The 23,051-nt window shown below is 56.7% G+C and carries 24 protein-coding genes; 9 read left to right on the top strand and 15 right to left on the bottom strand.

The genetic code is table 11. The annotated features are described in order from the left end of the window. The first annotated feature begins 179 nt into the window (after nt 1-179). A complete protein-coding gene (locus J7395_RS13865; protein ID WP_247742184.1) occupies nt 180-2,153 on the top strand; it encodes a GNAT family N-acetyltransferase in 1,974 nt (657 codons plus the stop codon). 31 nt (nt 2,154-2,184) lie between these two features. Here the strand turns inward: J7395_RS13865 and J7395_RS13860 are convergent, their stop codons facing one another. The 3 genes from J7395_RS13860 to J7395_RS13850 all read right to left on the bottom strand — a co-directional run bounded on the left by J7395_RS13860 (nt 2,185) and on the right by J7395_RS13850 (nt 4,177). Further along, entirely contained in the window at nt 2,185-3,297 is a 1,113-nt protein-coding gene (locus J7395_RS13860) for a GNAT family N-acetyltransferase/peptidase C39 family protein (protein WP_209221898.1), read from the bottom strand. A 100-nt stretch (nt 3,298-3,397) separates the two neighbouring features. Next, complete coding sequence (locus J7395_RS13855; RefSeq protein ID WP_209221897.1) at nt 3,398-3,811, bottom strand: TIGR01244 family sulfur transferase; 414 nt, start codon at nt 3,809-3,811, stop codon at nt 3,398-3,400. A gap of 126 nt (nt 3,812-3,937) precedes the next feature. Continuing rightward, complete coding sequence (locus J7395_RS13850; protein WP_062953082.1) at nt 3,938-4,177, bottom strand: DUF2892 domain-containing protein; 240 nt, start codon at nt 4,175-4,177, stop codon at nt 3,938-3,940. Nucleotides 4,178-4,372: 195 nt separating this feature from the next. Here J7395_RS13850 and J7395_RS13845 point away from each other — a divergent pair, with 195 nt between their 5' ends. Beyond that, nucleotides 4,373-5,095: a TenA family protein gene (locus J7395_RS13845; RefSeq protein ID WP_209221896.1), complete on the top strand. Its 723-nt coding sequence runs from the start codon at nt 4,373-4,375 to the stop codon at nt 5,093-5,095. Continuing rightward, nucleotides 5,077-5,574 (top strand): GNAT family N-acetyltransferase, encoded by a 498-nt coding sequence (locus J7395_RS13840; protein ID WP_209221895.1) that lies wholly within the window; start codon nt 5,077-5,079, stop codon nt 5,572-5,574. The genes J7395_RS13845 and J7395_RS13840 overlap by 19 nt, the downstream gene beginning before the upstream one ends. Before the next feature lie 47 nt (nt 5,575-5,621). On the opposite strand, the gene J7395_RS13835 is transcribed toward J7395_RS13840, so the two are convergent. The 8 genes from J7395_RS13835 to pcaD all read right to left on the bottom strand — a co-directional run bounded on the left by J7395_RS13835 (nt 5,622) and on the right by pcaD (nt 12,577). Further along, nucleotides 5,622-6,962, bottom strand: coding sequence for a 3-carboxy-cis,cis-muconate cycloisomerase (locus J7395_RS13835; RefSeq protein ID WP_209221894.1), 1,341 nt, complete (start codon nt 6,960-6,962; stop codon nt 5,622-5,624). A gap of 140 nt (nt 6,963-7,102) precedes the next feature. Next, nucleotides 7,103-8,308, bottom strand: coding sequence for a 3-oxoadipyl-CoA thiolase (gene pcaF / locus J7395_RS13830; protein WP_209221893.1), 1,206 nt, complete (start codon nt 8,306-8,308; stop codon nt 7,103-7,105). 11 nt (nt 8,309-8,319) lie between these two features. Continuing rightward, nucleotides 8,320-9,093 carry a CoA-transferase subunit beta gene (locus J7395_RS13825; RefSeq protein WP_062953078.1) on the bottom strand — a complete coding sequence of 258 codons (774 nt, stop codon included), beginning with the start codon at nt 9,091-9,093 and terminating at the stop codon, nt 8,320-8,322. Between the two features lie 14 nt (nt 9,094-9,107). Continuing rightward, nucleotides 9,108-9,962, bottom strand: a complete 855-nt coding sequence (locus J7395_RS13820) for a CoA transferase subunit A (RefSeq protein WP_209221892.1) — start codon at nt 9,960-9,962, stop codon at nt 9,108-9,110. A 131-nt stretch (nt 9,963-10,093) separates the two neighbouring features. Next, nucleotides 10,094-10,681 (bottom strand): protocatechuate 3,4-dioxygenase subunit alpha, encoded by a 588-nt coding sequence (gene pcaG / locus J7395_RS13815; RefSeq protein WP_209221891.1) that lies wholly within the window; start codon nt 10,679-10,681, stop codon nt 10,094-10,096. A 3-nt stretch (nt 10,682-10,684) separates the two neighbouring features. Beyond that, nucleotides 10,685-11,386, bottom strand: coding sequence for a protocatechuate 3,4-dioxygenase subunit beta (gene pcaH, locus J7395_RS13810; RefSeq protein WP_062961402.1), 702 nt, complete (start codon nt 11,384-11,386; stop codon nt 10,685-10,687). Nucleotides 11,387-11,391: 5 nt separating this feature from the next. Further along, on the bottom strand, nt 11,392-11,784 hold the full coding sequence (gene pcaC / locus J7395_RS13805) for a 4-carboxymuconolactone decarboxylase (RefSeq protein ID WP_037991466.1): 393 nt from the start codon (nt 11,782-11,784) through the stop codon (nt 11,392-11,394). Beyond that, nucleotides 11,777-12,577, bottom strand: coding sequence for a 3-oxoadipate enol-lactonase (gene pcaD / locus J7395_RS13800; protein WP_209221890.1), 801 nt, complete (start codon nt 12,575-12,577; stop codon nt 11,777-11,779). The genes pcaC and pcaD overlap by 8 nt, the downstream gene beginning before the upstream one ends. A gap of 130 nt (nt 12,578-12,707) precedes the next feature. Between pcaD and pcaQ the strand changes: the two genes are divergently transcribed. The 5 genes from pcaQ (at nt 12,708) to J7395_RS13775 (ending at nt 17,911) form a co-directional block, all read left to right on the top strand. After that, nucleotides 12,708-13,649, top strand: a complete 942-nt coding sequence (pcaQ, locus tag J7395_RS13795) for a pca operon transcription factor PcaQ (RefSeq protein ID WP_062953073.1) — start codon at nt 12,708-12,710, stop codon at nt 13,647-13,649. 233 nt (nt 13,650-13,882) lie between these two features. After that, the gene (locus J7395_RS13790) at nt 13,883-14,917 is read left to right on the top strand and encodes a TRAP transporter substrate-binding protein (protein WP_062953072.1); all 1,035 of its coding nucleotides are present in this window, start codon (nt 13,883-13,885) and stop codon (nt 14,915-14,917) included. Between the two features lie 83 nt (nt 14,918-15,000). Then, on the top strand, nt 15,001-15,504 hold the full coding sequence (locus tag J7395_RS13785; RefSeq protein ID WP_062953071.1) for a TRAP transporter small permease: 504 nt from the start codon (nt 15,001-15,003) through the stop codon (nt 15,502-15,504). Beyond that, entirely contained in the window at nt 15,497-16,888 is a 1,392-nt protein-coding gene (locus J7395_RS13780) for a TRAP transporter large permease (RefSeq protein WP_062953070.1), read from the top strand. The genes J7395_RS13785 and J7395_RS13780 overlap by 8 nt, the downstream gene beginning before the upstream one ends. A 102-nt stretch (nt 16,889-16,990) precedes the next feature. Beyond that, nucleotides 16,991-17,911 carry a helix-turn-helix domain-containing protein gene (locus J7395_RS13775; protein ID WP_062961400.1) on the top strand — a complete coding sequence of 307 codons (921 nt, stop codon included), beginning with the start codon at nt 16,991-16,993 and terminating at the stop codon, nt 17,909-17,911. 35 nt (nt 17,912-17,946) lie between these two features. On the opposite strand, the gene J7395_RS13770 is transcribed toward J7395_RS13775, so the two are convergent. The 4 genes from J7395_RS13770 to J7395_RS13755 form a co-directional block, all read right to left on the bottom strand. After that, the gene (locus J7395_RS13770; RefSeq protein WP_062953068.1) at nt 17,947-18,402 is read right to left on the bottom strand and encodes a host attachment protein; all 456 of its coding nucleotides are present in this window, start codon (nt 18,400-18,402) and stop codon (nt 17,947-17,949) included. 141 nt (nt 18,403-18,543) lie between these two features. Continuing rightward, complete coding sequence (locus J7395_RS13765) at nt 18,544-19,377, bottom strand: ABC transporter permease (protein WP_209221889.1); 834 nt, start codon at nt 19,375-19,377, stop codon at nt 18,544-18,546. Then, the gene (locus J7395_RS13760) at nt 19,367-20,140 is read right to left on the bottom strand and encodes an ABC transporter ATP-binding protein (RefSeq protein WP_062953066.1); all 774 of its coding nucleotides are present in this window, start codon (nt 20,138-20,140) and stop codon (nt 19,367-19,369) included. Before J7395_RS13760 ends, J7395_RS13765 begins: the two co-directional genes overlap by 11 nt. A 74-nt stretch (nt 20,141-20,214) precedes the next feature. Next, on the bottom strand, nt 20,215-21,276 hold the full coding sequence (locus J7395_RS13755; protein ID WP_247742183.1) for an ABC transporter substrate-binding protein: 1,062 nt from the start codon (nt 21,274-21,276) through the stop codon (nt 20,215-20,217). A gap of 560 nt (nt 21,277-21,836) precedes the next feature. Here J7395_RS13755 and J7395_RS13750 point away from each other — a divergent pair. Next, nucleotides 21,837-23,051 carry a TIGR03862 family flavoprotein gene (locus J7395_RS13750; RefSeq protein ID WP_209221888.1) on the top strand — a complete coding sequence of 405 codons (1,215 nt, stop codon included), beginning with the start codon at nt 21,837-21,839 and terminating at the stop codon, nt 23,049-23,051.

Genomic DNA, 23,051 nt, shown 5'->3' with positions numbered 1-23,051 from the left:
TGCCAAGCGTCTACCATATTTTCATTCTATACGCAGGTCGAATGCACCAACGATCAAACAGCATGAAAAAATGGCATGGCTGTGATCGGTAATCGCACTTGTCAGAAAAAACTGTTCCGCTTACTCGAAGTTGAAAGCAATCTGTTTGCTGTTGCCACCCAAAAGCCGGAGGCCACCCATTGACTCCAAACGTGACTTCAACCCCGCCCCTGCCCGTCATCATCCGCAACGCCACCCGTTCTGATCTGGATGGTCTTTGCGCCCTTGAAAGCGGCAGCTTTACAAGCGACGCGATTTCGCGGTCCGGCTTTTCGCGCTTCCTGCGCCAGGCATCCGCCCGTCTTCTAGTCGCCGATGCTGGCGAAAGCGGCAAACCCGACATTGTCGGCTACGGTCTGCTTTTGCTGCGCGCCAACACGACGACCGCGCGCATTTATTCGCTGGCGATTTCCGATAACTGGCGCGGCAAGGGTCTGGGCACGCAACTTCTGGCCGGTCTTGAAAACCTTGCGATGGATGCCGGATGTGTCCGTATCCGCCTTGAAGTGCGCGTTGAAAACAGCAATGCCCGCAATCTTTATGACCGCCACGGCTATCAGCAGATTGCCGACCTGCCCGGCTATTACGAAGACGGTGCCGATGGCATTCGCCTGCAACATGATCTGTATGACATCCCGACTGAACGGTCGCCAGCGGTCGCAACCGGTGCGCCGCTGATCCTTGTCGACCGTTTGAAAGACCTGCCGTTTCAGGTGCCCGGTGCGCGCATCATGCGGGTGCGTGAATATCTTGCGCTTGATCACGGGGTGCGAAACCGGCGTGTCATCAACCTGTGCCAGTCCTATGAATATCTGTCGCGGGGTTATTATTGCAGCTTGCTTGCCGCCGCACGCAGCGAACGCGTAATCCCCGAAGCCGACGTCCTTCTCGATCTGAACTGGAAACGGCTGCAAAAAACCGCGCGTGCGGAAATGAGCCCGCAAATCGTCGAAGCATTGGCAAAACCGGGCGATCACCCGACCAAGATCGACGTATTCTTTGGCCGCACCGTCGATAAACGCTTCCGTGATATCGCCCAGCGCGCCTTTGATCAGTTCCGCTGTCCGATCCTGCGTCTGCATCTGAACCCGTCGGACAAGAAAATCCTGCGCGAAATCGAAGCCCCGGCACTAAGCCAACTGGGTGCTGAAGACCTGCCCGCTTTTGAAAGCGCCATCCGTGCTTATCTGCGCGGTCGCGTGCGCAAACCGGCGGCTGGTGGCAACCCGCCAAGCGCACTGGTAGCGATCCTGCATGATCCCGATGCGGTCCTGCCGCCATCCGATAGCGATGCACTGGCCCTGTTCATTCAGGCCGCATCCGACCTTGGCGCCAAGGCCGAACTGATCACGGCCAAGGATTTCCATCACCTGTCGGAATTTGATGCGCTGCTGATCCGCGAAACCACCGCCCTTGATCATCACACCTATCGCTTTGCCAAACGGGCGCGCAAGGAAGGCATTCCGGTGATTGACGATCCGGACTCGATCCTGCGCTGCACGAACAAGGTTTACCTTGCCGAATTGCTGCGTACGCACCGTATTCCGGCCCCGCGCAGCATGATTTTCGATAAACGCCGCATTGCCGAAATCGGCCAGCAATTCAGCTTCCCATCGGTGCTTAAGGTACCCGATGGCTGCTTCTCGCGCGGGGTGCGCAAGGTGAAATCACCCGAACATCTGGCCGAAGTCGCGACCGAGATGTTCAAGAATTCCGAACTTCTCGTCATTCAGGAATATGTCGAAACCACCTTTGACTGGCGCATTGGCGTTCTGGGGGGCGAGCCACTCTTTGCCAGCCGCTATTTCATGGCGCCGGGCCACTGGCAGATCGTCAAACACGAAGATGACGGCAAATCGTTCGAGGAAGGCGGCTTTGAAACCGTCGCCGTCGAAGATGCCCCGGCTGATATCGTTTCCACAGCCTTGGCTGCGGCCCGCCTGATGGGCGATGGTCTTTATGGTGTGGATATGAAAGAAACCCCGCACAGCCCGATGGTGATCGAAGTCAACGACAACCCCAACATCGATGGCGGGGTCGAGGATGTCGTGCTCGGCATGGACCTGTATCGCCGGATCATCGCCCACCTTCTGGGCAAGATCGCGCGTCCGTGACGCATTCCATTCAAAATGACAAAGGGCCGGTTTATCCGGCCCTTTTTTCAATGAAGACTGCCGCCTGAAGCTTGTCGCGGCCATAACGCACCATAAGGTCAAACTCGTTGCGCAGGATCGGTGTCGATACGCAATCGCTGCCGCTGAACGGTTCGTGGTCTTCGCCAATATCCGGATCGGTGACATAGACATACCGGTCATCAAATCCCGAAACCACAACCCAGTGCGGGATTTTATCGCCGTAAATCCGATACTGGCTGATCAGGACAAGCGCGATCTTGCCCTGTTTTGACCGTTCTTCGATCTCGGCAATGCTGAACGGCCCGGTGGTTACCGGAATACCGGCCTCGCGCGCCTGCCGGGCGAAATCATAATGCACCAGTTCCACGACTTCGCGGTTTTTGGGTTTACGCACCGTATCAACAAAAAGCGGCCCGTCGCGGCTGCTTAAAACCTCGACATCAAAACCGCGTTTATGCGCCGCCAGTCCAAGGCCAAGCGGCCCGCACCCGCCATGCCCCGATGTCATGAAAACGGTCGTTGCCTCACGCCAAAGCGCAATTTCCTGATTGCGATCCATTTCGACATTGGGATCAAGCGCATTCATCGCCATCATCAATGCCGCCGGGCCACAGGTAAATGGCATGGTCTGGTGATAAAAATGGATCGGCGATGGCCGACGCAGGGATTGCGGCACCAGAACACGTTCCATACGCAGCGCGTCGGAATGATCGGGATAATAATCAGGATAAAGGGCAAATTCGCGATATCCCGCCGCCTTGAACAATCCAATCGCCGTTTCGTTATCCGGATTGACCTCAAGCCGCAGGATCGGGGCCCCGAAATCAAGGCTGAGTTCCTCGGCCCGGGTCAGAAGTGCCCGGCCGATCCCCTGCCCGCGATGCCTCTCCAGAACCGCCATGGAATAAAGCCGTGCCATCGCAACGTTGGATCGGAAAATCACCAGGGCATAGCCCACAACCGCGCCATCGCGTTCGGCAACACAAAGGCGCGCCGTCTCGCTGCCAAGGAAACGCTTGAAAGCGCGGCGTGACAAACGGTCAATATCAAATGAACTGTTTTCGATCTCGCACAGGGCATCAAGGTCCCCATCTGTTGCGATACGAAGGTCAAGTTTGGTCAAAAGGCACCCGAAGCATCAATACTTGCCGATCCCATGGATCAAGGCGGTTTCACCCATTTCGCCATGAAACGGATGAAACCGGAAGTGCATTTTCGGCAGGTTAGCTGCGCGCGGCAATCCGGGGTGCCAGAGGCGACATATCATATCCCGCCCCCGCAGCCGTTTTGACAATGTCTTCAACCGGCAAATTGCCAGCACTGGCAAGCGACCAAAGGATCGTGCAGCGCGTGCCACTACGGCAATACGCGAATACCGGTTTTTCAGCTTCGCTCAGAACCTTGGCAAAGGCATCGGCATCGGTATCCGAAACATTGCCGCTTGCAACCGGAAGAAACACGGCGGCAAGACCAAGGCTTTTTGCCTTTGCCTCGACTTCTGCGAATGATGGCTGACCGGGGTCCTCGTTGTCCGGGCGATTACAGACAATGGTCTTGAAACCGGCCCCGGCGATATCATTAACAGCATCAAGGGGCATCTGCGGCGAGACGGTCAGTTCATCATTCAGGCGTTTCATCGTTGCGGGTCCGTTTTCCTGGGTCACAAGGACCGCTTATGCGCTTGGAACGTAAAAGCGGAATACCAGGATTACGGATGCCACTATATCCGTCGGCTGACAACTCCCCGACGTCATAAAAGTCGATTATCTGGCGGATTTTGTATCAATCGGGCATGTCCGGATACCCAGAATGCGATACAGCGGGCAAAACCGCATCCCACCAGTCAGGATCATGATTGCACCGGCAATCATCGCCACCCAGCCAAATCCGCCAAGTGCTGCAAACGGACCGGTCTCCGTCGCAACAACAAACGGCAGCGCAATCAGAACCACGCCAAGAATAACACGCAAGGCGCGATCAATTTTTCCGACATTGGATTTCATCGGGAACTCCTGTTTCTGAAAACCACGGGATCAATATCACCCTGATAATATATAATATTATAATTAACAAATGTAATTTTATCATTTATTTGTGTTAAAACTGATCTATCGCAAGGAATGCGGCACATGATCCGGTTGCAGGCCGTGAAAACGCGTGCTACGCCCTTGTTTGATTTGCAGGAAAAGGGCCCCGTCATGACCGATAAATTCGCATCCGTTGCCGATTGGCCGATCTGGCACGATCAAAATCCGGGCGGCACTTTTTCCCAATGGCTAAAGGCGTGTGTTGCCGATGATTGGCACAAGGTCACCCACCATCCCTTTACCGATGCCTGGGGCAAGGCCGCGGTTCCCGACCGCAATCTCAAAAACTATCTGATTCAGGACCACCGTTTTATCGACCGGTTTGTTGCCCTTCTGGCCGGTGCCGTATCACGTGCGCCAACGCTGCCGGACCGGATTCCGGCCTGCCAGTTTCTCGCCCTTCTGACCGGACCGGAAAACACCTATTTCGAACGCTCACTTGATGCGCTTGGCGTCACCGAACAGGAACGCTGCGAAATGCCCGACTGGGACGCCACGCGTGACTTCAAGGACCTGATGCGCACCGCCATGGAAAGCAACGACTACGCCAGCATGCTGGCGGTCCTCGCCGTGGCCGAAGGCACCTATCTTGGCTGGGCGGATCGGGTTCACAATGAAATCGAAAGCCACCCCAAAGAATTCTGGTACGCCGAATGGCTTGATCTGCATATCGGGACCTATTTCGAAAGCGTCGTCGCCTTTCTGAATGATCAGCTCGATAAAACCGGACCGACACTCGATGACACGGCCCGCGCAAACTGTCTTTCCTGTTTCCGCAAGGCAACCGAACTTGAAGTCCGGTTCTTTGACGCGGCATGGGGTTCACAGAATTGATCACCATCCGCCCGTATCGCGCAACCGATGCAACGGTGCTGACCGAAATTTACACCCGTTCCGTCACGGAATTGGGATCACGTGCCTATAACCCTGATCAGGTCGGCATCTGGGCGTCTCTCGCCCCAACCGCAGAACGGTTTGCCGAACTGATGGATGATGGTCGCCTGCGCCTGATTGCGGTGGATGCAAACGACCGGGCCGTCGCCTTTTGCGATCTCGAAGCCGACGGGCATCTCCATTTTCTGTATGCCCTGCCCGAACTTGCCGGTACCGGTGCGGTCAGGATACTTTATGACGCCCTCGAAAAAGCGGCACGTGACCGCAACATCGCAAAGCTCTATTCCGAAGCCAGCGAACTCGCCAAGGGCTTCCTGTTAAAACAGGGCTTTCACGTGGTTGAACGCCGCGATTTTGAAGTCGCCGGGGTTCCGATCCATAACTATGCCGTTGAAAAACGCCTGCGTCCTGTGACCTGATCGCGGGCAAAATCAAAAGGCGGTCATTTCCCGACCGCCTTTTCATATCAACTGTCCTTGATCGCCCGACGGGCGGTTGTCACCACCCGCTCGACAAAGGCATCGGCCTGCCCGATATAATGCCCCGGATCGCGCAGCTTGGCCCAGTCGATCCCGACATCGGTAAGTTTTGGCAATTCATCAAACAGATTGCTTTGATTGGCGGCAGATCGCGATAACGCGTCTTTCACCAGCTTGTCTGCTCCGTCACGCCCAAGATGCTCGGCAAGCGCAAAGGTCGCGGCCTCCGCCAGCATCGCACCGCGTGACAGTTCAAGATTGGCCGCCATCCGATCAGCATTGATCTTAAGGGTCGGCACCATATCAACCGCCTGCGCCAATCCCGCCGCCGTCGCCATGATCATCTGCGGCAAAGTCAGCCATTCCAGCAACCAGCTTGCCCCGGATCGTTCATGTTCATGGATCTGGCTTTGCGCAAATGTGCCAAGCTGCCCGGCATTGAACCGCGCCAATGTGATCAGCATTTCGGCCTGCACCGGATTGGATTTATGCGGCATGGTCGATGATCCGCCGCCCTTGCCCGGCTGGACTTCGGCAATTTCGGATTGCGCCAGCAACACCAAATCCTGCCCCATCTTGCCAAGCGCACCGCTCAGCGCGGTTAGCTGTGCGGCAAAATCGACCAGAACATCGCGCTGGCTGTGCCACGGCATATCGGTTGGGGGCAGTTCAAGTTCATCGGCCAGATTGCGTTCAACCTCGATCGCCTTATCCCCGATGGATGCCAGCGTCCCCGCTGCCCCGCCAAAGCTTAACCGGAACAGATCGGAACATAACGTATCAATCCGCTGATCAATCCGCACGAGTGGCACCAGCCATCCGGCGGCTTTAAGTCCGAATGTGGTCGGCACGGCCTGCTGTGAACGGGTCCGTCCGATCATGACCGTCGCCCGGTGGGCTTCGGCCTGCGCAATCAATGCCTTGATCAGCTTGCGCGTCCGGCGGCGGATAATCGCCACCGCATCACGAAGCCGTAACACCAGCCCCGTATCAAACACATCCTGACTGGTCGCGCCAAAATGGACATAACGCGCATCATCCCCGCCGATCTCGACCTTAAGCGCCTTGACCAATGCCGGCACCGGCACACCGGCACTTGCCGTTCCCACCGCGAATGTCGCGGGATCGGGGCGAAATTCGCGGCAGACATCGGCAATACGGTTCGCACTTGCTTCCGGGATCACGCCTGCGCGTGCTTCGGCCGATGCCAATGCCGCCTCAAACAGCACCATCGATGCGATCTGCGCATCATCGGTAAAAAGCGCGGCAATTTCCGCATCGGCAAACAGATTGCCAAGCATCGCAGAATCAAAGGGCGAAATTGTCATCTGGTTTGGTCCACCGTTTAAACAGGTGTTATTTCAGGTCGTTAGTGTCGCGCCGCGACTGCGTTCGGTCAACAACACAAAAAGAAGCCCCTGCCCGTTCTTCAACGGCACAGGGGGCCCTTTTGAAATCAAACGATCAATCAGACCGCTTCAAGCACAATGGCAATACCCTGCCCGACGCCAATGCACATCGTCGCCAGCGCATATTTACCGCCAGTACGTTTCAGCTGCATCGCAGCCGTCCCGGTGATACGTGCGCCCGACATGCCAAGCGGATGACCAAGGGCAATCGCCCCGCCATTCGGGTTCACACGCGCATCATCATCGGCAATGCCAAGATCGCGCAATGTCGCCAGCCCCTGCGAGGCAAAGGCCTCGTTCAATTCGATCACGTCAAGCTGATCGGCGGTAAGACCAAGACGCGCCAGAAGCTTCTTGCTGGCCGGTGCCGGGCCAAAGCCCATGATGCGTGGCGGGACCCCCGCCGTCGCACCGCCAAGCACCCTGGCAATCGGTTTCAGGCCGTATTTCTTGACCGCTGCCTCCGATGCAATGATCAATGCTGCCGCACCGTCATTCACGCCCGATGCATTGCCCGCCGTCACCGAACCGCCTTCGCGGAACGGGGTCGGCAGTTTGCCAAGCTTTTCGGCTGTCGTGCCCGGACGCGGATGTTCGTCCTTGTCAACGATGATCGGGTTGGCCTTACGCTGCGGAATGGTGACCGGCGTGATTTCCGCGGCCAGATTGCCGTTTTCCTGTGCGGCCACCGCCTTATCCTGCGACCGGGCGGCAAAGGCATCCTGATCAGCACGGCTGATCTTGAAATCCTCGGCGACGTTTTCACCGGTTTCCGGCATGGAATCAACGCCGTACTGCTTTTTCATCACCGGATTGATGAAACGCCAGCCAATCGTGGTGTCATAGATTTCCGCATTGCGCGAAAAGGCGGTTTCCGCCTTTGGCATCACAAACGGCGCACGCGACATGCTTTCGACACCGCCCGCAATCATCAGATCGGCTTCGCCTGATTTGATCGCGCGTGCGGCCATGATGATCGCGTCCATACCCGATCCGCACAGACGGTTGACCGTCGTGCCGGTAACATTTTCCGGCACCCCGGCCAGAAGCGACGACATGCGCGCCACGTTGCGATTGTCTTCACCGGCCTGGTTGGCACATCCGAAAATCACGTCATCGACATCGCCAAAATCGATATTCGGATTGCGTTCGATTAACGCCTTCAGCGGAATGGCACCAAGGTCGTCCGCACGAACCGACGAAAGACTGCCGCCAAAACGGCCAATCGGGGTGCGGATAAAATCGCAGATATAAGCATCAGCCATATTCAAAGTCCTTACTGCTGGCCTTCATGGGCCTTGGCGGTGCGGGCATGCAGGTCACGCAGGACCTGAAGCTCGTGCGCGTCGGGCACCGGAGTTTCGGCGACTTCATCCGCAAATTCAACAGCCCAGCCGGTGTTTTCGATAATATCTTCGCGCGTCACGCCCGGATGGATCGATGTCACGATGAAATGCTTGCCAACCGGATGCGGTTCCATGATGCAAAGATCGGTAATCAAGCGCGACGGGCCTTTGGTATCCACACCATAAGATGCACGGTCATCACCGCCCTTGCCATGACCAAGCGAGGTCACGAAATCAATCTTCTCAACAAAGCCGCGCTTGCTTTGTTTCATCACCAGAAACACCTCGCCACAGCTCGTCGCGATTTCCGGCGCCCCGCCACCGCCCGGCAGGCGGACTTTGGGATCGTCATAATCGCCGATCACGGTGGTGTTGATGTTGCCATATTTATCAAGCTGTGCCGCACCAAGGAAGCCGACGGAAATCTTGCCGCCCTGCAACCAGTAACGGAACATTTCCGGCACCGGCACGGTATTGACGGCCGTTTCGCAAAGTTCGCCATCCCCGATGGACAACGGCAATACGTCTGGCTTCGTACCAATCGTGCCGCTTTCATAAATAAGGGTCAGTTCCGGCGCATGGGTCAAACGTGCAAGGTTGCACGCTGCCGACGGCATGCCGATGCCGACAAAGCACACATCGTCATTCTTGAGTGCGCGCGAGGCAGAAACCGTCATCATTTCGGTAGGGGTATAGTCAACCATAATCTTTCCTCCGCTTACCCTTTGTTCGCTGCGCGCTTGGCGGCGAAATCTTCGGGGCCGCCCTTCATGACATGCTCATCGATCCACGCGGTGAAACTGTCGCGATCATTGGCGATCTTGTCCCACGCCTTGTAAAACGCGTTGTCACGCTTGTAATAACCCTGGGCATAAGACGGATGTGCACCCCCCGGCACCTCGACAATCGCGGTCACCGCCCAGTTCGGCAGCATCACGGCATTGTAGGGAACATCATCAAAGTTATCGACGATCTCCTCGACCGTGATGATCGACTTTTTCGCGGCCAGAACGGCTTCTTTCTGAACCCCGACAATACCTTCAAACAGGACATCGCCCTTCTTGTTGGCTTTCTGGGCATGAACCACCGCAACATCCGGGCGAATGGCCGGAACGGCTGCCAGACGTTCACCAGTGAACGGGCATTCGATGAATTTGATGTTCTTGTTCACGCGCGGCAATTCCGCCCCGCGATATCCCTTGAACACCGCACAGGGCAGACCCGCCGCCCCCGCGTCATAGGCATTGGCCATTGCCGCGTGGCTGTGTTCCTCGATCTCAAGCTTGTGCGGCCAGCCTTCCTGAACCGCATCGCGCAATCGGTGCAGCGACCCGACACCGGGGTTCCCGCCCCACGAAAACACCAGTTTCTTTGCACAACCGGCCCCGATCAGCTGATCATAGATCATATCGGGCGTCATCCGGATCAGGGTCAGATCCCTGATCCCCTGACGAATGACCTCGTGCCCGGCGGCATGCGGGATCAGATGTGTGAAACCTTCCATCGAGACGGTATCGCCATCCTTGATGCAGGATGCGACAGCCTCTTTAAGCGACATGAAACGTGCAACCACGGTAAAACTCCTGTGGTAACCAGAACAATAAAACGCGGCATATCTCAGCCGGATGCGTTGGAATGATTTGGATGGCTGTGACCACCGGCTTTCCCCAAAGCAGCGAACACAGCCATCCAGACCGAAGCGACTTACACGTCGAAGAACACGGTTTCCGCGTCCCCCTGCATATGAATGTCGATCCGGTATTCAACCCCGGTACGGGTTTCGACACGCTTGGCAATCAGCGTGTCACGGCGATCGGCGGGAACCGATTGCAGGATATCGTCCTTGGCGTTAAGTGCCGCCTCGTCATCGAAATAGAAACGGGTAAAGGCATGAACCAGCATGCCGCGCATGAACACGATGACATTGACAAACGGGGCCGTGCCATCGGCAACGACACCCGGTTTGACGGTGTCAAAATAAAAGCGGTTCTGCGCGTCCGTGCCGGTACCGCAACGGCCAAGGCCCCGGAAACCCGATGATGCAACATCAACCGGATTTTCGGTATAGGCGCCGTTGGCATCGGCCTGCCAGATTTCGATCATCGCGTCATTGACGACATCGCCATTGCCATCAAGAACACGGCCGGTGATGCGGATATGTTCGCCATCCGCGTCCGGTCCGGCGATGGTTGTGTCTGCGATATCGGTAAAATCATAACCATACTGCCCGGCCGTCAGGCCATAGGCGAAATAAGGGCCAACCGTCTGCGAAGGAGTTTCACCATAAGACATGACTTAGTCCTCCATCGGGGTGGCATTACGTCCGCGAAGGACGATGTCAAACTGATAACCAAGGGCGAAGCCTTCCTCGGTTTTCTCGATTGAAAATTTGGAAATCAGGCGTTCACGGGCGCTTGCATCCTGGGTTTCAAGGAAAATCGGATCAAGCTCCAGCAACGGATCACCCGGGAAATACATCTGGGTCACAAGGCGCGTGGCAAAGCCCGGCCCGAACAGCGACAGATGGATATGGTTCGGACGCCATGCATTGAAATGGTTGCCCCACGGATAGGCCCCCGGCTTGATCGTATAGAAAACATAATTGCCATTGGCATCCGTCATGCACCGGCCCGACCCACGGAAATTCGGGTCAAGCGGCGCGTCATGCTGATCCACCTTGTGCACATAACGCCCCGCCGCATTGGCCTGCCAGACTTCAACAAGAATGTCGGGCTGCGGGCGGCCATCGGTATCCATGACCTTGCCATGCACCACAATACGTTCGCCCAGCGGTTCACCATTGGTGATGCCGTTCTTGGTCAGATCGAAGTCAAGCTTGCGCACCGATGCCGGGGCAAAACGCGGGCCGGTGCCCTCGCTCAATCCTGATTTGATCGCAAGCGGTGCCTGCGTCGGGCCGCGCAGGATGGTGGACTTGTAACCGGGTGCGATAAAGGGGGCGTGGGAACCCCAGTCGCGCGGTTTAAAGGTGGACATGGCGTTTACTCTCCCTTGGCGGCCGCATCGATCTCGGCATAGGTTTGTTTGGCAATGCGAAATGCCGTATTGGCGGTGGGAACACCGGCATAGACCGCAACATGCATCAGAACTTCACGGATATCTTCCCGTGTGGCACCGGTATTCAGCGTCGCACGGATATGCATCGCCAGTTCTTCTTCATGGCCAAGCCCGGCCAGAAGCGCGATAGTCACAATGCTGCGTTCGCGTTTGGTGAACGCATCGCTGGTCCAGACACCATTCCAGACATTCTCGGTGATGTAACGCTGAAAACCGGCATCGATTTCCGTGACATTCGCCGATGCACGATCCACATGGGCATCGCCCAGAACGGAACGGCGGGTTTTCATACCGACTTCATACCGGTTCTCAGACAAGGTTCTTCTCCTTGATAAATCGGTCGATCAACCGGGAAAGCAATTCAGGGGTTTCAAGGCACGGCAAATGCCCGACCCCGTTTATAAGTTCGAATTGGGCACCGGGGATCATCCCGGCCATGTCGCGCACCACATCGGGCGGTGTCGCCAGATCGTCCGATCCACAAACACAAAGGACCGGCACCGAAATCCGGGTCGCCGCATCGCGCAGGTCACCATCCCGAAGGGCAACGCACGTTCCGACATAACCCTCGACCGTGGTGCGCACCAGCATGTCGCGATACATCGCGGTTTCAACCGGCCGTTCACGGCGATATGTCGGCGATAACCAGCGTTCGATGATGGCATCGCCAAGAACCTCGATGCCACCTTCCCTGATGGCATTGATGCGCATGTTCCAGCCATCAGCATCGCCAAGTTTCGGCGCGGTATCACACAGGATCAGGCCGCGAACGCGGGCGGGCACCAGTTCCGTGACCTTCTGCGCAATCAGTCCACCGACCGACAAACCGCAAATAATGACGTCATTGACGCCCAGATAATCCAGAAGCCCGATCAGATCATTGGCGTGCAGGTCGATATTATAATCCGCCCCGCCAATGCCCGATAAACCATGTCCGCGCTTGTCATAGGTTATGACGTTGAACCGGTCGGCAAAGGCCGTAACAACATCGTTCCAGATACGAAGATCCGTACCCAGCGAATTTGAAAACATCAAAGCCGGGCCGTCTTTCGGGCCGGTCTGGCAATAATGGATATGTGTCCCGTTGATCGGGGCGACTTGTAAACTCATGTTATTTCCACCCTGACTTGTTACCCATAATCTGGCAGGCAGTTTTGGTTATGTAAAATGAGGATTTGCGTTAATTGCATAACTATACAATTATATAAACTTGCAAGATTTGATTTCTGGAATGGTACGCATGCTTGATCAACGCATTAAATTCCGCCATCTGACCTGCTTTCTGGAGGTCGCGCGCCAGCGCAGCGTCGTCAAGGCCGCCGACACATTATCCATCACCCAGCCGGCCGTTTCCAAAACCATTCGCGAGCTCGAAGAACATCTTGATGCCCGTCTGTTCGACCGCTCCAAACGCGGCGTCACACTGACCGATTTCGGCAAGGTGTTCCTGCGTTATGCCGGTGCCAGTGTCACCGCCCTGCGTCAGGGTGTCGACAGCATCAGCCAGGTCCGCATGCAGGGCGGACTTTCGATCAATCTTGGTGTATTGCCAACCGTCGCCGCCAGCGTCATGCCAAACGCCATCCGCCGGTTCAAGGCGCTAAGCCCCGATACAACGGTCAAGGTCGTCGCCGGGCCAAACGTGATGCTGATGGGGCAATTGCGCGTCGGCGAACTTGATCTGGTGGTTGGTCGTCTGGCCGAACCCGATCAGATGTCGGGTCTGTCCTTCATACATTTATATTCGGAACATATCTCGCTGGTCGCACGCCCCGGTCATCCGTTGCTGGCCGATAAAAACCCCGACATCACCCGCATCCGCGAATTTACCGTTCTGGTGCCACCCAAACAGGCGATCATTCACCCGACCGTCGATAAAATGCTGATCGCACATGGCATCGGTGCCCTGCCCGACCGGATCGAAACCGTTTCAACATCCTTTGGCCGTGCCTTTACCCGCGAAACCGATGCGATCTGGATCATCTCGAACGGGGCTGTGGCATCCGACATTGCCGAAGGCCATCTTGTCGAACTGCCGATTGATACCAGCGATACCTTTGGCCCGGTGGGTCTGACCACCCGCATCGACAGTCCGGTATCCCCGCCGGTCGAAATGCTGATCAATGCCGTCCGCGAAGAAGCCACCCGGCATCATTCGACCCATTCCCGACACGATACATAATCATTTGGTTATGAAAATGTGCGCCAATATCATTATACATAACCATGCGGGGACGATTAGATTGATTACAAATTGGCATGGCAGCTGTGCATAAACGGCAACCATCCAAACAAAAAGAACAATAAAAACAACAAGAAAAAACTTCTGGAAAACTTCGCAGATAAAAAAAACGCATCATGGCTGAGACGTTTGATGGCGTTTGGCTACGCCAGGGGACGTTAAAAGGAGGAAGAATGAAACACATTACAAAATTGCTGGCAGGTGCCGCCGTCGCGACCATGGTGTCGTTCGGCGCACATGCACAGGAAGTAACCCTGACGATCCATCACTTCCTGGGCCCGAAAGCACCGGCCCAGGCCCAGATGATGGAACCGTGGGCGAAAAAGATCGAAGAAGAATCAAACGGCCGTATCAAATTTGAAATCTTCCCGTCCATGTCGCTGGGCGGCAACCCGCCGGAACTGTATCGTCAGGTCCGTGACGGTGTGGCCGACATTGTCTGGACCCTGCCGGGTTACACCCCGGGCGTCTTCCCGCACACCGAAGTTTTCGAACTTCCGGGTGTCCATCTGGGGGATGCACGCGCGACCAACCTCGCGATCTGGGACATGATGGAAGACATGGCACCGGACCTTAAAGACATTCATCCGCTGGCCGTTCACGTCCATGCCGGTCAGGCCATCCACCTGACCGAAAAAGAAGTCCGCACCGTTGCCGATGTCAAAGGCCTCAAACTGCGTACACCGACCCGTACCGGTTCCTGGGTGATTGAATCCTGGGGCGCAGAACCGGTTGGCATGCCGGTCCCGGCCCTGCCGCAGGCAATGTCGCTTGGCGTGGTTGACGGCGGCCTTGTACCGTTCGAAGTCGTCCCGCCGCTCAAACTGGCTGAACTGGTTTCCTACTCGGTCGAAGGCCAGGGCGTTAATTCCCGCTTCGGCACCTCGGTCTTCCTGTTCGCCATGAACAAGGATCGTTACGACAGCCTGCCGGACGATCTGAAAGAAATCATCGACCGTAACTCCGGTCGCGATTTTGCCGCCCAGATCGGTGACGTTTTCAACAATGTCGAAGAAGTCGGCAAGAAAATGATCAACGATGGCAAAGGTCAGGTTGTTGAACTGACGCCCGAAGAAAAAGCAACCTTCGACGATGCATCCGCATCGGTTGTTGATCGCTGGATCGAAGAAGCAAAATCGAACGGCATCGACGGTGCCGCACTGGTCGAAAAGGCCAAAGCCGCCGTTCTCGCCAATACCAAACAGTAATCTTTTCAAGTTACTGGCAAATCTGACGGGGTCACGTATCATATATTTACGTGACCCCTCATTCCCGCAAGATTGTATGACACATGAAACACGTGCTGAATAAGGCCGCATCCTGGTTTGCCGTGGCTGGCGGTTTTTTGGCCCTGCTGATTGCCGTGGTCACGATCGTGAACGTTACCGCATTCGGCCTGGACAAGATTGCGCGCCTGTTTGGTGCCAATTTCCCGGCAATTATCGGCTATGAAGACTTCGTCAGTATGATTGTCAGCTCGGCAGCCCTGATGTTCTTCCCCTATTGCCAGACCCGCTACGGCCATGTCGCCGTCGATGTCTTTATCAAAATGTTTCCCCAATGGTTCGCGCGCGGCGTGGATATCATCTCGGGCGTCCTGATGACGCTTCTGGCCCTGTTCCTTGGCTATATGATGATCCACGGCCTGATCGAAGTGCGCAGCGACAATACCCTGTCGGCAATTCTGGGTTGGCCGATCTGGCCGTTCTATGTGCCGGGCATCGTATCGATGTTCCTGTGGGCGCTGATTGCCGCAAGCCAGATTTTCGAAAGCGAGGCCCCGGCCAATGTCTGAACGCGAATTAATCGGCCTTGGCGGTCTCGTCGTGCTGTTCTTTATTCTCGCACTGCGTGTTCCTGTCGGCCTTGCCATGATCGGTGTCGGAATTGGCGGCAACTATGTGCTCAGCCTGTTCTTCCCGTTCCTGCGCTTTGAACCCTATCTGCAACAGTTCAAATCCCTGTTTTACGGGATTGTCTCGAACTATGAGCTGTCAGTCGTGCCGCTTTTCGTCCTGATGGGCTATCTCGCCAGTCAGGCCAATCTGTCACGCGATCTGTTTCAGGGCGTAAACGCCATTCTTGGTCGTTTCCGGGGTGGTGTTGCCATGGCTGCCATCGGCGCCTGCGCCGGGTTTGGGGCGGTTTGCGGATCATCGCTTGCGACCGCATCCACCATGGGCAAGGTCGCCCTGCCCGAATTGCGCCGTCTTAATTATTCGCCGCGCCTTGCCACCGGCACCCTTGCCGCGGGCGGCACGCTTGGCATTCTGATCCCGCCATCGGTTGCACTTGTGATCTATGCCGTCACGGTCGAGGCATCGATCATCCAGATGTTCCAGGCGGCCATCATTCCCGGCCTGATCGCGGTTGCGTTCTTTATGGGGGTGATTGCCATTCAGGTCCGCCTGAACCCAAGCCTCGCCCCCATCCCCGAACCGATGGAACCGGCCGAACGCCGCGAGGCATTGCTGCGCCTGATCCCGGTCATGGTGATTTTCGGCTCGATCATTCTCGGTCTTGGGGCCGGTCTGTTCACGCCGACCCCGGCGGCCGGTGTGGGTGTCTTTGCCATTCTGGTTTACGGCGCCTATATGCGCCTGCGCGGCAAGGGTGGCCTGACATTTTCCGGTCTGAAACAGTCGCTGCGCGATACGGCTGTCACCACCTCGATGATCTTCTTCATCCTTCTGGGTGCCGAAATCCTCAAGGGTTTCTTCAGCCGTGCCAACCTTCCGGCCTATATGGCCGAAGCCGCCGCCACCAGCGGCCTTGATCCCTGGCTGATCATGGTTCTGATGCTGCTCGCCCTGATCGTTCTGGGCTGCTTCATGGAAAGCCTGTCGATGATCGTGGTGGTCATCCCGTTCTTCTGGCCGGCCTTGGTCGATATCAATGGCGGGGACTGGGCAACGGCGGCATCCGCAGCATACGGCATGGGGGCCGAGGACCTGAAAATCTGGTTCGGTATTCTGGCCCTGATTGTCGTGGAGCTTGGATTGATAACGCCACCGGTGGGATTGAATGTGTTCATCATCAACGCCCTTGCCGATGGCGTCCCCATGAGCCAGACCTTCCGCGGTGTCATGCCTTTCTTTGCCGCGGAAATCCTGCGCATTCTGCTGCTGATCTTTGTGCCGGTGCTGACACTGTTTGTCCCGACATTGCTCGGCGGTTAGCAACGCGCATCATAAGCTTCCGAAAAGCCCGCCCGATCTGGCGGGCTTTTCTTTTGGTCAAACCCGAAAACCGCTAGACTGTACCAAAGCAAACAGCAGCACATGATCATGGTCGCAACCCGCAACAGCATTCCGGTCTACAAGCTTTACGGTGAAACCGGCGAAACCGCGCCCGGAACTGCCGAACAGATTGCCATTTCCGAACCGGAATTCTTCCATCTCGAGAGCATCCCGTCGCGATCGAAACTGCATGACCTGCACATTCAGCCGCACCGTCACGCCAATCTGTTTCAGCTGCTTTACATCACACGCGGCCATGCCGGGATCGAATTTGACGACCGGCAATTCACCATGCAGGTCGGGCAGATCCTCACCATGCCGCCCGGCACCGTTCACGGCTTTCGCTTCAGTCCCGATATCGATGGCTGGGTTATTTCACTGACCGATTACCATTTGCAGGAAATCCTTTCCCCCGCGCCCAAACTGCTTGCGCGCCTCGACCGGCCACTTTGTGTCGATGGATCGGGAACCGCCGATCAGCCAGGCCCCACCGATTTCCTGATCCGCCAACTGGTCGCGGAATATTACGGACATAATACCGGGCGGTTATATGCGCTGCGCAACATATTGGGTCTGCTTTTGCTGGGGATCGGGCGTGATGCCCCGTCCGGCGATCCGGCGCGCCTAAGCCGCAAGGAACAGAAAACTGCCAAGTTCCGCAAATTCCAGTCGCTGATCGAAACCTTCTACAAGCAGCACAAACCGCTGGAATTCTACGCACGCGAAATCGGCATCACCACGACACAGCTCAACCGCATTGCCAAGGACATCTATGGCATGACCGCCATCGAAGTCGTCCATCACCGCCTGATCCTGGAGGCCAAACGCACCCTGATCTATACCGACATCGCGGTTCAGCAGATCGCCGATGAACTGGGTTTTCGCGATGCCGGATATTTTTCGCGCTTTTTCGCCAAAAAGGCCGCGATGTCACCGATGCAATTCCGACAGGACCATCGATAACACCCGGCCTTGATATGGCGTTTAAGGATTACGGGTTAAAGCCAGCCACCCGTCCCGCTCAGATGCTTGGGCAAGTCATCAAGCGGTATCTTGGTCAGGTCCTTGACGATTTCCCCATCAAGCGCCTCGGCCAAGGGTTTGGGCATTTTATTACGCACCTCGCCCATCACCTTGGGCGGGGCAATCACGATCAGATTGTCGAACTTGCCATGCTTGCGCTTGTCGGTCAGGTAATTGACGACATCATCAACAAATTCCATCTGCGCATGTTCATGCGGGTCGGTCGATGGTGGCATGGCGTGGCGCTGCTGATTGCCGCCGGGATTGTTAAAACCGCGTCCCGGTTTGTCACTGGCGATTTCCCGGCTGGACCTGTTATCGGCCTGCATTTCCGTGACCGTTTCCAGATGCCGCCCTTCGGCATCAAACGTGACGGCCACCACATGGGCGCGACCGCCGTCGGCAACAAGTATCCATTGGTTTTTATGCATATTAACCTGCCTTTCTGTTGCGACTGTCCCCGGAACGTCCCCCACCCGATCAAGGTTCCATAAAAGTCGTTTTCAACATCAGGCCACAGAACAAAAAGGCCGGTCCGCATGTCCGAACCGGCCTTTGATATCAGGGATGGCTTATCGCCAGCCCAGCAACCAGCGATCCAGCCTTCCCAGAAGCCATGAAACACACAAGCCCAGAAGCGATAAAACCACCACACCGGCAATCAGCTGATCGGTCTGATACAGGTTCCCGGCTGCCAGGATCAACGCCCCGATGCCGTATTGCGCCCCGATCATTTCGGCGGCAATCAAAAGGATGATCGCGATCGACGATGAAATACGGAACCCCGACAGGATGGTCGGCAACGCCCCGGGCAGGATGATCTTGCGGATCACCGACCACATCGGCAGATCAAAGCTTTGCCCCATGCGGATCAGGTTGCGCTGCACATTGTCCACCCCACCGAATGTATTGATCACGGTCGGGAAAAACACGCCAAAGGCAATGGTGGCAAATTTCGATGGTTCACCAATGCCAAACCAGATGATGAAAAGCGGCAGAAGCGCAATTTTCGGGATCGGGAAAAGGGCCGATACAAACGCCACGCCGGGCGAGCGCGCCCAGCTGAACATCCCCACCAGAAAACCGACAAAAAGCCCGGCCACCGTCCCCATGATCCAGCCACCGACAAGCCGCTGCAACGACGCGCCAAGATGCAGCCAAAGATCACCCGTGACGATCAATTGCCAAAGCGCCTTGGCCACCGCAACCGGGCTTGGCATCGCAAGCTCGCTGATCACACCGGTACTTGATCCCAATTGCCAAAGCGCAATCACGGCCACAAAAAATCCCCACGCCGCAACCGGATTGGCCTTCGGGTTAAAGCCCGTGGCGCGAAACCGCACATGGCTTGCCGGTGACGCCGCACCTTGGGGTTCTGCCCGGACTTCGCTGATATCATGCGACATTTTCAAGCTCCTTATCGGCCGCAATCGCCTCATCCCGGATCAGGTTCCAAAGCGCGCTCTCATGCGCGATCAGCTCCGGCATGCCTTCGCGCCGCTCTGCTATCGGAATATCGATTGTATGGATTTCCTTGATCGTGCCGGGGCGACGGCGCAATGCCACCACCCGGTTGGCCAGTCGCACGGCTTCGTTCAGGTTATGCGTCACATAAACCGCCGTCATGCCGGTCCGCGCAAATAACGCGGCAAATTCATCCAGCAACAAAATCCGCGTCTGCGCATCAAGCGCCGATAACGGCTCGTCCATCAGCAAAACCGCCGGGCGTACGGCCAATGCACGCGCAATCCCCACACGCTGCTTCATCCCGCCCGAAAGCTGCTTCGGGTACGCATCACGGAAATCCCAAAGATTGGTCTGCTCCAGAACCTCTGCCACCCGCGCATCGCGGTCCGCCTTGGATAATCCGTGATCTTCAAGCACAAGGCTGATATTGCCCGCCACCGTCCGCCACGGCAAAAGCGCGAAATCCTGAAACACATAGGTCAGCGGGTTAAGGCATCCTTCGGGCGTCGCCTTATCACAAATCAGAATCTCGCCGCGTGTCGGGGCCAACAACCCGCCAATAATCGACAATAATGTCGATTTGCCGCAGCCCGACGGCCCGATCAGGGCGACGACCTCGCCCGGTTCGATCCCGAAATCGATATCGCGGAGCGCCTCGACCTGATCATATGAATGGCAAATGCCCTTGATTTGCAGCCGCATGGCACAATCCGTTTATCTGAAATCTACAAATGAAACGACCGGGCCAGAAGATGGCCCGGTCGGAAAATATCGCCTTACTCGGTCAAGGCCGGGATGAAGCTGGTATCGATGAATTTCGCCGGATCGGCATCGGCGGAAACAAAGCCGCGATCCTGATACCATTTCACCTGCGCCTTCACATCGGCAACGTCAAGTCTGGCTTCCTCGGTGATGAACATCGCGCCATTGCGGATTTTCGGATAGGCCTTGTCCGCCGGATCGTTGGCATAGACATATTTATGCACGATCCCGAGGATTTCCTGCGTGGTATCGCTTTCCACAAGCTTGCCATCCGCATCGGTCGCCAGAAGGGCTGCGCGGTAATCCGCCACACCCTTCTGATAGGCGCGTACGAACTTCTCGACCATCTCGCGGTTTTCCTCGACATTCTCGGTCGATGTAAACAGACCACCCACCTGATAAGGCACGTAATCCTTCACCCAGCCGATAATGTGTGCTGCCCCCGCATTGGCCAGCGGCTTTGCGATATGCGGCACGATGATCATGCTATCGACCTGCCCGCTTTTAAGCGCGCCAATCATGTTGGGAACCGACTGCAACGGTTTAAGCGACACGCTTTCCGGGTCAAACCCGGCCTTCTCGGCGACATTGCCGATCATGTAATGGAAACTTGATCCGACCTGCGACAGCGCAAAGCTATGACCGGGCAATTTATCAACCGATGTCAGACCGGCCTCAAACGCCGCATTGGATGCCAGAATGGCCGATCCGTCATAACCCGGATCTTCATGCAACTGCGCGCCAATAACCTTAAGCGCGCCCTTGGCCGCAAGGTTAAAGAACCCGCCCGTAAAGGCCGTCACGCCAAAATCGGCATCGCCCGATGCAATCGCAACCGCCACCGGCTGGGCCGCCTGAAAGATCGAAATCTCGGCATCAAGGCCCTCGTCGGCAAGGTATCCCTTTTCCTTGGCAATAAATAACGGCGCGCTTGAAACAAACGCCAGTGCCGCAATATCGACCTTCTCATTAGCCTGTGCGCCAAACGCCACAAGGGCAGTTGCCCCCATTGCCAGTGCCGCAACCGATCCACGCGCCAGCCGTGCCGCGCCCGCCATTCCCCTAATCGAAAGCATGTTTCCTCCACAGGATCATTTTTTTGAATGCATTATAACCTTCGGAATTTTGTTAGCCGATTTATCGACAAATTGCCAATCTTTGCCGCATTTTTCCGCCAAAAGGGTCGATTTCACCCTTAATGCGCAAGTCACAGCGAACCCTATTTCCGCCAAGGTCGAATTTGCGCGGGTCTCCCGACATTGCCGTACCACGCTCTCCCATCTTTCTAGCACCCCTCTACCGTCGTTCCCGCGAAAGCGGGAACCCATCGGCCCGCAACCTCCATCACCGAAATCGGAGAAACCCGGAACCGCTGACTGGATGCCCGCCTTCGCGGGCATGACGGGGATGGTAACGTTCCCTCTATCGGCACGCCCACGGAGCCTACCCCGCCTCGCCCCCTTTACCGTCGCCCCGCCCCTTTACCGTCGCCTCGCCCCTCTACCGTCACTCCCGCGAACGCGGGAGTCCATCGTGCCACCCGCTCCCACGCCGCCGCCAGTAATCCCGCAAATTGCCATCCCCCGCCAAACCGGCTAAAACCGCCAGACACAACCCCCGCACTCAAAGGCCCCGCATGTCATCAAACCCGGATACCCCAGCCCCAAAACCAAACGGTAAAACCGCGATGATCATTGGTGCCGGTCCGGCGGGACTGATGGCGGCCGAACGCCTCGCCGGGTCCGGTCATGCCGTCACGATCTATGAAGGCATGCCAAGTGCCGGGCGCAAATTCCTGATGGCGGGGAAATCCGGGCTGAACATCACCCATGCCGAAGACTTCGAAACGTTTTTGTCGCGCTATGGCACCTCGCGGGCGCGACTTGAACCGCACTTGCGCAAATTCGGCCCCAGCGAAATCCGCGACTGGTGTGCAGGGCTTGGTATCGAAACCTTTGTCGGGTCATCTGGCCGCGTCTTTCCGACCGCGATGAAGGCAAGCCCGCTTTTGCGCGCATGGCTGCGTCGTCTGGATGGTTTGGGCTGCAAAATCCATTACCGCCATTACTGGACCGGCTGGGATGAAAACCAGAATGCCGTTTTCAAAACCCCGGACGGCGAAGTGACCGCCAAGGCCGATATCACCGTTCTGGCATTGGGCGGCGGAAGCTGGAAACGGCTGGGATCAGATGGCAAATGGATGGAAATCCTTACAAATGCCGGGATCAGATGCAATCCGTTCAAACCGGCCAATTGCGGCTTTGACGTCGCCTGGACCGACCATCTGATCGAAAAATGCGCGGGCTCGCCGGTCAAGGCCGTGACCCTGACGGTCGAAACCAAATCCGGTCCGCAAACCGTGCGCGGCGAATTCGTGATTTCCAGAACCGGGATAGAAGGCAGTGCGGTCTATGCCATCTCGGCCCCGCTTCGCGATCAATGGCTTGAAACCGGCGATGCCACCGTGACACTCGACCTGACGCCCGACCGCGACCTGGCCGACGTCACCACGCGCTTAAACAAACCCCGCGGCAAAAACTCGCTTGGCAATCACCTGCGCAAAACACTCGGTCTGGACGCCACCAAAACCGCCCTCGTTTTCGAAGTCACCCCGCGGGAAACCCTGAACGACCCCGCCAAACTCGCCACCGCGATCAAGGCCCTACCGCTTAAAATCACCAAACCCCGCCCGATTGACGAAGCCATCAGCACGGCGGGCGGTGTCGCATGGGAAGAACTCGACGACACCTTCCAACTCAAAAAACGCCCCGGCACCTATTGCCTGGGCGAGATGGTCGATTGGGAAGCACCGACGGGGGGGTATTTGTTGAGTGGGTGTTTCGTATTCTAA

The organism is Thalassospira sp. A3_1 (assembly GCF_017744215.1).
Lineage (GTDB): Bacteria > Pseudomonadota > Alphaproteobacteria > Rhodospirillales > Thalassospiraceae > Thalassospira > Thalassospira lucentensis_A.
This window is presented reverse-complemented; position numbering and strand designations above follow the sequence as displayed.